The sequence below is a fragment of the Cellulophaga sp. 3_MG-2023 genome (genome assembly GCF_030546975.1).
Classification (GTDB): domain Bacteria; phylum Bacteroidota; class Bacteroidia; order Flavobacteriales; family Flavobacteriaceae; genus Cellulophaga.
Genome location: NZ_JAUOPS010000001.1, coordinates 557,380 through 570,782 on the forward strand (window position 1 = coordinate 557,380; position 13,403 = coordinate 570,782).

General features: G+C 30.6%; 14 protein-coding genes. 7 read left to right on the forward strand and 7 right to left on the reverse strand.

Annotation, left to right across the window (positions count from 1 at the left end):
- The 4 genes from Q4487_RS02235 to Q4487_RS02250 all read right to left on the reverse strand — a co-directional run bounded on the left by Q4487_RS02235 (position 1) and on the right by Q4487_RS02250 (position 2,284).
- Positions 1 to 633 (reverse strand): NAD(P)H-dependent oxidoreductase, encoded by a 633-nt coding sequence (locus tag Q4487_RS02235; protein ID WP_303544309.1) that lies wholly within the window; start codon positions 631 to 633, stop codon positions 1 to 3.
- A gap of 26 nt (positions 634 to 659) precedes the next feature.
- Positions 660 to 1,241, reverse strand: a complete 582-nt coding sequence (locus Q4487_RS02240) for a TetR/AcrR family transcriptional regulator (protein WP_303544313.1) — start codon at positions 1,239 to 1,241, stop codon at positions 660 to 662.
- Complete coding sequence (locus Q4487_RS02245) at positions 1,241 to 1,609, reverse strand: MauE/DoxX family redox-associated membrane protein (protein WP_303544316.1); 369 nt, start codon at positions 1,607 to 1,609, stop codon at positions 1,241 to 1,243. Before Q4487_RS02245 ends, Q4487_RS02240 begins: the two co-directional genes overlap by 1 nt.
- A 99-nt stretch (positions 1,610 to 1,708) precedes the next feature.
- Entirely contained in the window at positions 1,709 to 2,284 is a 576-nt protein-coding gene (locus tag Q4487_RS02250) for a pseudouridine synthase (protein WP_303544319.1), read from the reverse strand.
- A 150-nt stretch (positions 2,285 to 2,434) separates the two neighbouring features.
- Here Q4487_RS02250 and Q4487_RS02255 point away from each other — a divergent pair, with 150 nt between their 5' ends.
- The 3 genes from Q4487_RS02255 to Q4487_RS02265 all read left to right on the forward strand — a co-directional run bounded on the left by Q4487_RS02255 (position 2,435) and on the right by Q4487_RS02265 (position 8,171).
- Positions 2,435 to 4,558 carry a M3 family metallopeptidase gene (locus tag Q4487_RS02255; protein WP_303544322.1) on the forward strand — a complete coding sequence of 708 codons (2,124 nt, stop codon included), beginning with the start codon at positions 2,435 to 2,437 and terminating at the stop codon, positions 4,556 to 4,558.
- Positions 4,559 to 4,768: 210 nt separating this feature from the next.
- On the forward strand, positions 4,769 to 5,584 hold the full coding sequence (locus tag Q4487_RS02260) for a helix-turn-helix transcriptional regulator (RefSeq protein ID WP_303544325.1): 816 nt from the start codon (positions 4,769 to 4,771) through the stop codon (positions 5,582 to 5,584).
- Between the two features lie 79 nt (positions 5,585 to 5,663).
- Positions 5,664 to 8,171, forward strand: a complete 2,508-nt coding sequence (locus Q4487_RS02265; protein ID WP_303544328.1) for an outer membrane beta-barrel protein — start codon at positions 5,664 to 5,666, stop codon at positions 8,169 to 8,171.
- A gap of 65 nt (positions 8,172 to 8,236) precedes the next feature.
- Here the strand turns inward: Q4487_RS02265 and Q4487_RS02270 are convergent, their stop codons facing one another.
- Both Q4487_RS02270 and Q4487_RS02275 read right to left on the reverse strand, forming a co-directional pair.
- Positions 8,237 to 8,914 (reverse strand): LytTR family DNA-binding domain-containing protein, encoded by a 678-nt coding sequence (locus tag Q4487_RS02270; RefSeq protein ID WP_303544331.1) that lies wholly within the window; start codon positions 8,912 to 8,914, stop codon positions 8,237 to 8,239.
- The gene (locus Q4487_RS02275; protein WP_303544334.1) at positions 8,907 to 9,938 is read right to left on the reverse strand and encodes a sensor histidine kinase; all 1,032 of its coding nucleotides are present in this window, start codon (positions 9,936 to 9,938) and stop codon (positions 8,907 to 8,909) included. Before Q4487_RS02275 ends, Q4487_RS02270 begins: the two co-directional genes overlap by 8 nt.
- Positions 9,939 to 10,130: 192 nt before the next feature.
- Here Q4487_RS02275 and Q4487_RS02280 point away from each other — a divergent pair, with 192 nt between their 5' ends.
- The 4 genes from Q4487_RS02280 to Q4487_RS02295 are packed head-to-tail and all read left to right on the forward strand — an operon-like array spanning position 10,131 to position 12,474.
- Positions 10,131 to 10,421: an EF-hand domain-containing protein gene (locus tag Q4487_RS02280; RefSeq protein WP_303544336.1), complete on the forward strand. Its 291-nt coding sequence runs from the start codon at positions 10,131 to 10,133 to the stop codon at positions 10,419 to 10,421.
- A 20-nt stretch (positions 10,422 to 10,441) separates the two neighbouring features.
- On the forward strand, positions 10,442 to 11,287 hold the full coding sequence (locus Q4487_RS02285; RefSeq protein WP_303544339.1) for a YHYH protein: 846 nt from the start codon (positions 10,442 to 10,444) through the stop codon (positions 11,285 to 11,287).
- Positions 11,288 to 11,342: 55 nt separating this feature from the next.
- Positions 11,343 to 11,831, forward strand: a complete 489-nt coding sequence (locus tag Q4487_RS02290; RefSeq protein ID WP_232732628.1) for a toxin-antitoxin system YwqK family antitoxin — start codon at positions 11,343 to 11,345, stop codon at positions 11,829 to 11,831.
- On the forward strand, positions 11,746 to 12,474 hold the full coding sequence (locus tag Q4487_RS02295; protein ID WP_303544343.1) for an SCO family protein: 729 nt from the start codon (positions 11,746 to 11,748) through the stop codon (positions 12,472 to 12,474). Before Q4487_RS02290 ends, Q4487_RS02295 begins: the two co-directional genes overlap by 86 nt.
- A 15-nt stretch (positions 12,475 to 12,489) precedes the next feature.
- Here the strand turns inward: Q4487_RS02295 and Q4487_RS02300 are convergent, their stop codons facing one another.
- Positions 12,490 to 13,392 (reverse strand): DMT family transporter, encoded by a 903-nt coding sequence (locus Q4487_RS02300; protein WP_303544346.1) that lies wholly within the window; start codon positions 13,390 to 13,392, stop codon positions 12,490 to 12,492.
- Positions 13,393 to 13,403 lie beyond the last annotated feature (11 nt).

Below are 13,403 nucleotides of genomic sequence, written 5' to 3' on the forward strand. Positions count from 1 at the left end.
TTATTCTATTACAGTTACTAAATCCGTCATAGGTTTTCTAACCTTAACTAAATTTACCAACCAATCTTCTTCTGTTTTTCTGTATCCTAATGGTAGTAAAACTGCACTTCGCAATCCTTTTTCTCTTAAACCTAAAATTTTATCTACAGCATCTGGCTCAAAACCTTCTAAAGGTGTAGCATCTACTTTTTCATAAGCAGCAGCCATAATTGCGTGAGAAAAAGCAATATATGCTTGTTTAGCAGCGTGTGTAAAATTTTCTTCAGGGTCTTTTTGTGGGTACATACCTAATAACATTTGACGGTAGTTTTCCCAACCTTCATTTTCAAAACCACGAATTTCATTTGTTAGATCAAACATATAGTTAATACGCTCTGGTGTATATGTGTCCCAAGCAGCAAAAACTAATAGATGAGAGCAGTCTGTAATTACAGATTGGTTCCAAGCTATTGGTCTAATTTGTTCTTTTATATCTTTATTTTTTACTACAAAAATTTCAAAAGGCTGTAAACCGCTAGATGTTGGTGCTAAACGTGCAGCTTCTAAAATACGTTCTATTTTATCCTCTGCAACTATTTCTCCATTCATTGCTTTGGCAGCGTATCTCCAATTTAATTTATCTAATAATTCCATATTGTATATGTATGTTAATTTGTGTTTTATATTGCTTTTATACTATTCCAAGCAGATAAATATGCTTCTTGTATATGTTCTTCGGTTAATTTAATTGTGTCTCTTTTTTGTGATATAATTAAAAACGATAGAGGAATAATTGTATATGCATACATTAAATAATCAGACGATTGTTTAAGTATACTCTCTTTTCTTCCGCGTTCCCATATATCTAATAATGTCTGAAAATGTTTAATTCCTTCCTCACGGCTTGGTTCATCTACCATTGGTGTATTATCACACTGAGCTAAAAACAAAGCTTCTTCTGTATTATTAAATTTAAATTCTGCAATTCTGTTCCATATGAGTTTAAAACCTTCTTCTACAGACATTTCTTTTTTATAGGTAGCAAAAGCATAGCTTGTAAACTTTTCTTTAACCTCTATGTATGTTTTATTTACTAAATCTTGCTTGTTTTCAAAATACAAGTAAATTGTAGCGGGCGATACATTTGCCATTTTAGCAATTTTAGACATAGGAGTAGCGTGGAAACCATTGTTATTCACCAACTCTATAGTTGCTTTAACAAGGGCATTACGTTTGTCTATGCTTTTCTGTAATTTTGCCATTATGCGTTAGTTTTATATAATTTGTAAGACAATGCAATTAATACTAATTGTATTGGTAACCTTATTAATGCTGCTTGGTGATTACCAATTGCTGGTGTTTCTGAAAACACATCCCAAATATGTATTGGTAAAAAAAGTAACATTAATATAAATATGAAGAAAGCTGCTTTACTAGCAAATTTTGGAACTAGTAACAATATTCCTAAACCAACTTCTAAAACTCCCGATGCATAAATTATAAAGGTTTTAAAAACCAATACATCTGGTACATAGGGATTAAAAAACTCCGGATTCATAAAATGTTGCAGTCCTGCATATATCATAAATATAGCAAGAAGCACTTTTAAAATGTTCCAAATTAATTTCATATCCTTGTTTTGAAAGTACAAAGATATATAAAAATGAATGTTCATTCTTTTTTTTAACGTTATTTAATATCAAATTAACAAATTCGTTAAATCATAAGGTTATAATAAAACAGGAGTTACTTCTCCTGCAGTGAGGTTATCTAGCATTATGTTGTCTATGCGTACACGTATCAAACGTAGGGTAGGGAAGCCTACGGCAGCAGTCATTTTACGCACTTGTCTAAACTTACCTTCGGTTATACAAATGCTAACCCAGCTATTAGGCCTGTGTCTGCCTAATCTTATTTTAGTATTTGGTTTTGGTAACTGTAATGGTTCTTCAATGCGTTTTACAGTACTGCTTTTAGTAACGTATGTAGTTCCGTTTAGTCCAATTTCTATACCTTTTTCTAGCTTAGTTATAGCTTCATCAGTAATTAAACCATCTAATTGCGCGTAGTATTCCTTTTCAATTCCAGATCTGTTTATTTTATCACTTAATTTGCCGTTAGTGGTTAAAAGTAGTAATCCTTCAGATTTTTCATCCAAACGACCAACAGGCATAATTCCTTTTGGGAAATTATAAAATTCAGATAAAAATTTTTTCTTAATTTGATTATTGTCATTACTAGACAACTGGCTAAGTACTCCGTAAGGTTTGTACATTTTGTAGTGAGTATGATGACAACTAGACATAAAAAATCAATTTAAACACAAAAATAATAAGAATAAAAGAGAGATAGACTTGATAACTTGCTGTATATGCTATAAATATTAAGACAATTTTAAGAGAGTTACCTTAGTAACAAAAGTATCTTTATATCCAATTAAAAAAAACTAATATTAATGAAAAATATATACACAGTAGCCCTTGTTATTATTTTGTTTGCCTCTTGTAAAGACAGTAAAACTAAAGATGAAACAACTAAACCAGAAGCTATGAGTACAAAAGACAACCCTTTACTAGTAGAAAGTAAGCTACCTTATGGTGCGCCTGACTTTACATTAATTAAAAATGAACATTTTAAACCTGCTTTGCAACAAGGTATTGCTGCACAGAATAAAGCTGTAGCTAAAATTGCAAATAATACAGAACCAGCTACTTTTGATAATACAATACTAGAATTAGAAAAGAGTGGTACACTATTGCAAAATGTACAAAACATTTTTTCTGGATTAACTGGTGCACATACCAATGATGAGCTACAAGCTGTACAAGAAGAAATGGCACCTAAATTCTCTGAGCTACAAGATGGTATTTATTTAAATGAAAATTTGTTTGAGCGCGTAAAAGAATTGTATGTAAAAAGAGATAGTTTAGTTTTAGATCCAGAGTCTTATAAGTTATTAGAAACTTACTTTGAAGCTTTTGAAAAAGCAGGAGCAAACCTAAGTTTTGAAGATAAAGAAACATTAAAAAAATACAACACAAAGCTAGCAACGCTTATTAATAGTTTTAATAAAACTTTGTTGTCTGCCAATAATAACGGAGCTATAGTTTTTACAAATAAGGAAGATTTAGCTGGTTTAACAGAGTCTCAATTAAAATCATTAGAAAATAAAGATGGTGAAGGTTGGAAAATTCCATTGCTTAACACAACGCAGCAACCATTATTACAAAGCTTAGAAAGCAGAGCAGCCAGAGAAAAAATATTTAAAGCAGCTTTTAATAGAGCAGACGGTACTAAAAATGATACTAAAGATATAATTCTGCAAATTGCAAATTTAAGAGCTAAAAAAGGAGCGTTATTAGGTTTTACTAATTATGCAGAATGGAGTTTACAAGGTACTATGGCAGAAAAACCTGAGAATGTATTTAAGATGTTTAATGGTTTAATACCAGCGGCTACTACTAAAGCAAAAAATGAAGCAGAAGAAATACAAAAAATGATTACCAAAAACGGAGAAGATTTTACTTTAGCCGCTTGGGATTGGAACCGCTATGCAGAAATGGTTAAAAAAGAAAAATATGACTTAGATGAAAACGCTATTAAACCATATTTTGAAATAAAAACTGTTTTAGAAAAGGGCGTTTTTTATGCTGCTGAAAAACTATACGGTATTACTTTTAAAGAACGAAAAGACATTCCTACCTACCATAAAGATGTTATGGTGTATGAGTTGTTTGAAGAAAATGGAGATAAATTAGGTCTATTTTATGCAGATTATTTTGCTAGACCAAGTAAAAGAGGTGGTGCTTGGATGAGTAATTTTGTAACTCAGTCTCACTTATACAACAAAAAACCTGTAATTTACAATGTGTGTAATTACCCTAAACCTGCAGAAGGTGATGCTGCTTTAATTACGTATGATGAAGTTAGTACAATGTTTCATGAATTTGGACACGCATTACACGGCTTTTTTGCAAATCAAGAATATCCTTCTTTATCTGGTACTGCTGTTGCAAGAGACTTTGTAGAGTTTCCTTCTCAGTTTAATGAAAATTGGGCCTTGTATCCAGAAATATTAAAAAATTACGCATTACATTATAAAACAGGAGAGCAGATACCACAAGCTTTAATAGATAAAATTAAAAAAGCAGGTACATTTAATCAAGGATATAGTTTAACAGAAAATTTAGCTGCTTCTAATTTAGATATGCAATGGCATACAATTGCTGCAGATGCTAATGTAAGTAGTGCCAATGCTTTTGAAAAAGATGCATTGCATAAAACTAAGTTAGATGTTGTTAGTGCTGTGCCACCACGTTACAGGTCTACTTATTTTGCACATATTTTTGGTAGTGGTTATGCTGCTGGATACTACTCTTATTTATGGACAGAAATGTTACACCACGATGCTTACAACTGGTTTGAAAACAATGGAGGTTTAACTCGTGAAAATGGCCAACGTTTTAGAGATATGGTACTCTCTAGAGGAAATACAGTAGATTTAGAAGCTATGTATAAAAATTGGAGAGGTAGTGACCCAAAAATTGAACCAATGCTAAAAGCACGTGGATTAAAATAAACGTGATTATACAAATTTAAAAAGGAGCCTATATGGCTCCTTTTTGTTTTTAGTACGCTAAATTTTAGCTTTATTTTAAGTGTTGTATAAACATTATAAAGTTAGTATTTAGCGAAATCCTTTTCGTGGTTTTAACAAATTTTATAGATACTCCTTTTATCAATTACCTCTTATATTTTTTACATTTACTAAAACCAAATTTAAATTAACTTGCAAAGTTCTATTAAAACATATAATAAAATTTCTTCTAGTTTAGATATAAAAATAGAACCATTTGATACACGTAAACGTTATACAAAACCACACAAGCACAACAAGTATTTAGAGATTGTTTACTTTACCAAAGGATGTGGCTATCATCACATAGATTTTAAAAGTTATGAGATTAAACCTCCTGTATTTTTTTTAGTAAAAAAGAACCAGGTTCACAATTGGGAAATAGATACAGAACCAAAAGGTTATGTCATAATTATTAAAGAAAACTTTTTAAAGAAGACCTTAGATAAGTTTATAAATACCCAACTACACAAGTTAAAAAATAGTTCTAAGGTTAGAATTAAAGAAGTTAATAGTTCTTTAGAATACTTGTTTAAAGCGATGAGTTTAGAAATTAAACAAGAATTTGTTAATCAGGAGGTTATTGAAGGTGGTTTAAAGTCAATTCTAGCTAAGTTGGTTGGCTTTTTAAATGAAGAATCTACTTTGGGTACTACAAATGTTACTTCTAATTTTTTAGAACTATTATCATTAAACCTTAAAAATAACGTGACTTTTTATGCAGATAAATTGGGTGTAACTTCTCAAAACTTAAATACATTATGTAATAAGGTTTTTGGTAAAACAGCATCAGATGTTATAGCAGAACATATTATAAAAGAAGTAAAAAGGCAGCTATTGTATACTAACAAATCTGTTAGTGAAATTGCATATGATTTAGAGTTTAAAGATACATCGCACTTTACAAAATATTTTAAACGATATGTATTGCAAACACCTTTACAGTACAAAAAATCTTTTAGCTTATAAATTAGACCATTATTTAGTTATATACACCATTCTTACGTTGTTAATGCAAGTAAATTAGCAACTAAAATTTACTACAAATATGAAACTTAAAATACTATTATCTCTTTTTGTCTTATACTTTTTAGGACAGAATGCAGCAGCACAAATTACAGGTAAAATTACAGACGTTGGCAATGGCTTAGCTTTAGAATATGCTACAGCTGCACTTTATAAAAAGAAAGACTCTAGTTTAGTTACTGGTGTTATAACAGAATTAAATGGCTCCTTTGTGATACCTAATGTAAAAGCAGGAGCCTACTTTTTAGAAGCTTCTTTTTTAGGTTATACTACAAAAAGAGTAGACGTTATTGTATCTAAAAAAGGTGCTAGTATAGATTTAGGAACCATACAACTATCTTTAGGAAACCAGTTAAATGAAGTAGTTGTACAAGCAGAACGGGTTGCTGTTGTGCATAAAATAGATCGTCAGGTTTTTGATACTAAAAAATATCAAAGTAGTGAAGGAGGTTCTGCTGTAGATGTAGTTAAAAATTTGCCATCTGTTACTGTAGATGGTCAGGGAGAAATAAGTGTTAGAGGTAGCCAAGGTTTCTCTGTATTAGTCAACGGTAAACCAACGCAAGGAGATGCTAGTGCAATTTTAGCACAATTACCAGCTAATGCTTTAGAGTCTGTAGAACTAATTACAGCGCCATCTGCAAAGTATGACCCTGAGGGCAAAGGCGGAATTTTAAATATTATAACTAAAAAAGGAGCTACAAACGGTACGTACACACAGGTAAATGTACGTGGCGGTTTTCCGTCTATAGAAGAATATGATACAAAAGAAGCTGCACAGCGTTACGGTATAGATGCAACGCTAAATAAACGCACGGATAAATGGAACTTTTCTTTAGGAGCTAGTTACCAACGTAATGATAAAACAGGTAGAAGAGAAGGAGATATGTTTATTGTAAACCAAGCCGAAAATAAAACTACTTTTTTACCTTCTGATGGTGAACGTAGTTTTGACGAAATTAGTTATAATGGTAGGTTTAATGCAGATTATACTCCTAATAAGAGAGATAGTTATTCTGTTGGTTTTTTTGCAGGAAAACATACAAAAGATAGGCTAGCAGATATTGTTTATTATGACAATCATGCAGTGTCACCATCAAATAGTGATAATAGGTTATATACATTTACATATTACAATCACAACTTAAGAATTAGAAAAGGAGATTTTGCTTTGGGTAGTTTTGATTATGAGCATAAGTTTGATGATGACTCTAATTTATCTGCATCGTTTTTATATGAATATACATTTTTAGGCGGACCAACAGTAAACGATAATTTAGGAAATCCTGATAATACTATTATTTATCAGCAAGAATACAATACAAATGATAACCCGTTGTATGGTACACGTGTAAATTTAGATTATAAGTTTAAACCTTTTTCTTTTGGTACTTTAGAGCTTGGTTATCAGTTTCGTAATTTAGATCATACAGGAGAATTTGTTTATCAAAGAGATGGTATTTTAGTGCCAGAGTTTTCTAGTGATGTGTCTTTAGATAGAACCATAAACTCTGGATACACACAACTTACAGGAGCAAAAAACAAGTGGGATTATGCTGCTGGTGTGCGGTTGGAGTCTATGGATAGGGAATATACAGAATCTTTAAAGAGTGAAATATCTCCTAATACTTATACCTATGATTTTGTAAAGCTTTTTCCGTCTGCATCATTACAATATAAGTTAAGTGATAAAACAAAACTAAAAACAGCTTACAGTAAAAGAGTAGAGCGTACAACTACTTTAAAAATGAATAGTTTTGCAGAGCGTGAGCACTCTGAAGTATTTGAGCAGGGTGATAATAAACTAGAACCAGAGTTTATTGATTTGGTAGAAGTAGGTATAATACAAAAATTAAAAGGTGGAAACTCCTTTTTTGCTACTGCATATTACAGGCACGTAGAAAATGTAATTAACCGTGTTAATGTGCTTGCTTATCAAGAAAATGGTGCTGTTATAGATACCATTATTAATCGTGTTTTTTCTAATGTAGGTAAAAGTAATTCTTATGGTTTAGAGGTAGGTGCAACTATTAAGCCTACTAAAAACTGGTCTAACTTTATAGGTGCAAATGTATATAGTTATGATATTAAAGGTGCTTTAAACTTTAATCACAGAGATGGTATTGCACGCACATACGGTATAAATAGTAAAGCAACTATTTACTCTATAAACTTAAACTCTACTTATAATTTTTGGCAAAATGCTAGCGCACAGTTTTCGTTTAATTATTTATCAGAGAGAAACACGGCAATGGGAGAGGACTCCAGATTTTATTCGCCAAATTTGACTTTTAGAAAATCGTTTTTAGATAATAAATTAACAGCAACGTTGCAATGGCAAAATATAGATATGGGACTTTTAAATACAAATGAGCAACGTATTACTACATCTAGACCAGACCAATTTTATACAACAACAAATTATAAGTATGAGGTAGATATGGTTTCTTTAAATCTGTCTTATACATTTAATGCAAACAAAAATAAATCTAAATTTATTGATAGTGAATTTGGAAAAAGAGAGTTTTAATTAGACTGTTAAATTTGTAAATTAAAGCCTAGTTAATGTTTGTATAGCTAGGCTTTTACTTTTAATTAAAATAACTGTTGTTTCACTTTTTCATAATAACTATCACTTACAGGTATGTTTAAAGTAGATAGCAGTAAGTCTCTGCCTTTTAAGCTTGTAACCTTGGTTTTGTTTACGATAAAGGACCTGTGTACCCTCATAAATAAATTAGGGTCTAAAGATTTTTCTAGTGATTTTAATGTTTGGTGACTCATTATTTTTTTGCCATCTACCATATAAAAATTTACGTACTCACTATCACTCTCTATATGCGTAATATTTTTTAGTTGTATTTTGTGTAAGTCGTAACCAGATTTAATAGTTATGGTATTGTTTACAGGTTTAGCAATTGTATTTTTGGTTTCTAACTTATTTACGGCTTGTAAAAAACGCTCAAAAGTTATAGGTTTTAATAAGTAGTCTAACGCATTAAGTTCATAGCCTTGTAAAGCATACTCAGAGTAAGCTGTGGTAAATATTATTTTGGTTGATGAAGGTATCATTTTGGCAAAATCTGTTCCTTTTAAGTTAGGCATTTGTATATCTAAAAAGAGTAGGTCTATAGCTTCAGACTTAATTGTACTTATAGCCTCAACAGGATTTTCAAAATCAGCTACAAGTTCCAGGTAGTCTAATTTATCAATATAACTAATTAACAAAGCTCTTGCTAGCTCCTCATCATCTATAACAATACACTTATACATTTTTTTGTAGGTTTAATTCAACTTTAAAAATACCACTGGTTTTAGAAATAGATAAAGTATGTTTGTTGGGATATAGTATTTCTAATCGTTTTTTAACATTATCTAGGCCAATACCACCAACTTCATCTTTTAAAATATCTTTATCTGCAATACTATTTTCTACTTTAAAGTTTATGTTTTCTTTATCTGCTGATAAATTTATAGTTATAAAGGTATCTTTTCTTTGCTCTATATTGCTATGTTTTATTGCATTTTCTACAAATGGTATTAATAACATAGGGGCTATTTGTATGTTATTGTCTAGCGTGTTAAATGTCATTGTAATAGGATATTTTTTACTGCTTTTTAGCGTAAATAACTTTATGTAGTTTTCTATATATTCTACTTCTTTAGATAGTAAAACAAAAGGTCTTTCGCACTCATATAATACATACCTAAGCATTGTAGATAAATAACTTATACTTTGTTGGGTTTTTGCAGTATCAATAGCAGATAATGCGTAAATATTATTTAATGCATTAAATAAAAAATGAGGATTTATCTGTGATTTTAGCAGCTTTAATTCTGTTTCTAAATTTTCATTTTTACTAATAATTATTTCCTCTTCTTTCTTTTTAGTATAAACCACAAATTCTACTACGGTTGCTAAAATATATGCTATTAAAAGTAATAATACCTGTGTTAGATGCCTAGATGGTGGCATAGGTAATGGTCTGTTTACATTCCTTATTTGTGGCATTCTGGGGATATGTTGCGCTTGGTCTAGTGGCAGTAAAGTAGATGGTATTATAATAAATATAGTAAGCGCTATAATAGAAATACAAACAAATTTAAAGTGCTTTTTAGTAAACAAAAATTTTGGTGCAGTATAGTATATAAGTAGTGCTATTAGAATTATTTGACCTATAGCAGAAAAACTATTTCTTTCTAAAAAAATAGTGTCATAGCCTTGTTGTGACCATAAAATAAACCAAAGTACTAGCCATAATATGGACTGAAAAATAAATCTAATAGTTGCATTCATATTGCAAATAAATAAAATAAAAAATCAATTCAACGTCTAAAACAGCATCATTCATCTACACATAATAGGGTTTCACAGAATGTGTACCTGCTTCTACTTAAAACCGCAGTAATTTTACTTAAAACAAAACATCTGTAGTAAACTAATATACATCTTTGACATCTAAATAGTTGAATTTTAAAAACAAATATTATGAAGTGTACAAGAGTAAAAAAGGGAGTTTTAGGAGTGGTGTTAATAGCATTTTTTGCAATTGGTTTAAAAGCCCAACCACCAAAAGGAGAGCAACGAAAAAGACCAACAATTGAAGAAATTTTTAAGCAAATGGATGCTAATAAAGATGGTAAACTTTCAAAAAAAGAAGTAAAAGGGCCTTTATTAAAAGATTTTAAAAAAATTGACACTAATGAAGATGGCTTTTTAACTAAAAAAGAAATAGAAAAAATGCCTAAACCAGAAAAAAGAGAAAGGCCATCTAAATAGGAATTATTTAATGTAAAAATATGAAGAAGATTAAATTAATACATATAAACATATTAGTACTTGCTATCATTACTACAGTAGCATTTTTAGCCTGTAGTAATGATAGTAATTCTATTGAAAATGATACAGACGACTCTGAGTTAACAGGAGAATTACATACAGCATTTGCTGAATTTGATACAGATAATGTAACTATTTTGTTAAACGGCTCTGATGTAGAAATAGAAACTAACGGAATGCCAAACCATACATCTCCTTATTGGTCTAATACTACAGGACGTAGTGCTGTAGACCCAATGGGAAACACACTTACAACTGAAGCCGCAGATACAAATCACGCTTTATTTGTAGAACCTACGGTTACAAGTTATGATAAAATGGCTCCTGGAAATATAGATGACTTTAATGGTTCATACTCGCTGACTGTTCCCCAAAACCCCATTAAAGCAACAACAAGTATATCTACAGGACTAGGAGCAATTGGCATTGCAATTAGTGGTGCAATGATTTATAATGATGAAGAGGGGCCAAATGTGCCTTTAGATGATGCAATAGGATCTTTAGATTTTACAGCAGCTCATACAGGTCCGCAAAGTTATCATTATCATTTAGAAACTAAAGCGTGGTCTAATGATGATCAAAATTTAATTGGTATTATGGCAGATGGTTTTTTTCTGTATGGAAGAAAATGTAATGCTACAAGTGATTACCCTACAGATTTAGATGCTTCTGGCGGACACATAAGTACCACACAACATACAACAGAGGAAGAATACCATTATCATATACAAAATGAATTATATCTTAATCAATTTTACATCTTATTTCCAGGAGACTACCAAGGAACGCCAAATACTATTTTATAAATTAGTATTAGTTGCAATACTCTTTTTTGTTAGTAGTTGCACACCTAGTATTGCTGTGTCTAAGAAAAAATTAGAAGTAAAAAGTAATGAAGGGCTTGTGTATTACAAAAGCAAGCCTTTTACTGGTTTGGCCGTTAGTTTTTATAAACACGGAGGAAAATCTGAAAGTATTAGCTATAAAAACGGTAAAAAAGAGGGCGACTATAAAAAGTGGTTTTACACAGGTTTACTTAGTTATAAAGCATATTATAAAAACGGAAAAAAACAAGGTGTTGTAAATTCTTGGTGGCGTAATGGTAAACTTAGGTCTAAATCTGTTTTTAAAGAAGGAGTTGTAAATGGGTTGCAACAACAGTGGTACAATACAGGGGCAAAGTTTAAAGAAATGAATATTGTAAACGGTAGAGAAGAAGGCATACAAAAAGCTTGGAGAAAAAACGGAAAAATTTATAATAATTATGAAGCTAAAGACGGAAGAATTTTTGGACTTAAAAGAGCAAACCTTTGTTTTCAGTTGGAAGACGAGATTGTACAAATTAAGTAATGTGGTTGTTATCTTTTTAGTTACGACTCTTTTTGTTGGCTGTAAGCAAAATCTAGAAAACCAAAGCGTAAGTGCTTTGCCGTTTTATAATGAATCTAGTTTTACTCCAAAATGGCTAGCAGAAGATAGTAAAGAACTTAAAGAAATACATACAATACCTAATTTTAGTTTACTAAATCAGGACGGTAACATAGTAACACGTAATACTTTTAGAGATAAAATATACATAGCAGATTTTTTCTTTACTACTTGTTCTGGTATTTGTCCTAAAATGACTTCAAATATGAGTGTTTTACAAGAAACTTTTAAAGATGATGACGATGTTTTATTAGTATCACATAGCGTTACACCAGATATTGACACTGTAGCTATTTTAAAAGAATATGCAGAGAATAGAGGTATAGTATCTAATAAGTGGCACTTGGTTACAGGAGATAGAAGTAATATTTATGATTTAGGTAGAAATGCCTACTTTATTGAAGAAGATTTGGGTGAATTAAAAACTGAAAACGATTTTTTACATACAGAAAATTTTGTGTTAATTGATAAAAACCAACGTATACGAGGTATTTATAATGGATTAAACAAAACAGCTATACAGCAATTAATAAAAGATATTAAAACTTTAAAAGAGAGCTTTTAAAATATATTATATAAGCTAGTTAGAGTAGAGTATTAATGCTACGCCTAAAAGTATACCTGCAAGCGGAATTAGTTTTTTACGCTTATTTTTCTCTTTAAATAAAATTCCGCCTAAGACAACAGCAATTAATATTTGGCTTCTTTTTATTGCAGATAATAACATAATTAAAGCATCAGGATCTTGTAATGCTTTAAAGTAAAAATAATCTGCTGTTTGCAATAAAATACCAACAGCTGGTATAGACCATCTCCATTTAAAAGCATTTCTTTTTTCTGCCTTAGGAAACCAAGTTATAGCAAGTATTACCAATAAAATTAAAATTGTATACCAGCAAAACCAAAATTGTAATGTTTGGGGATTTAAATTTACGTTTTGTATTAAAAATTTATCATATAATCCGCTAGACGAACCTAAAAATGTGGCACCAATTATAGCAAAAATCCATTTGTTATTTTTAAAATTGATACCTTCTTTTTTTCCAATTCTAGAATATAAAAAAACAGAAAATATAATTAAAAAAAAGCCTATCCATTGCCAGTGATTAGGTTGTTCTTGGTAAATAAAAATAGCACCTATAAATGTAAAAAAAGGTCCTGCAGAGCGTATGGGTGTTACAATAGTAATGGGTAAATGCTTTAGCGCTTGGTATGCTAAAACCCAAGAGCCAGCCATTAGCATAGATTTTACAACAATATAACCGTGTTTTTTCCAATGAATATCTGTAATGTAAAAACCTACTTCTTTAGTGTATTCAGGATAAAATTTAGAACCTAAATAAAAAGGTAATAACAGCAAAAAACCTGCTGTTATAGTCCCTAAAAGTACAGGAAACACTTCATTACCTTGTACAGCGTGCTTTTTACATAAATTATGTAACCCTAAAAATAAAGCCGATAAAAGACCTAAATACATCCACATAGCCGCGAAGA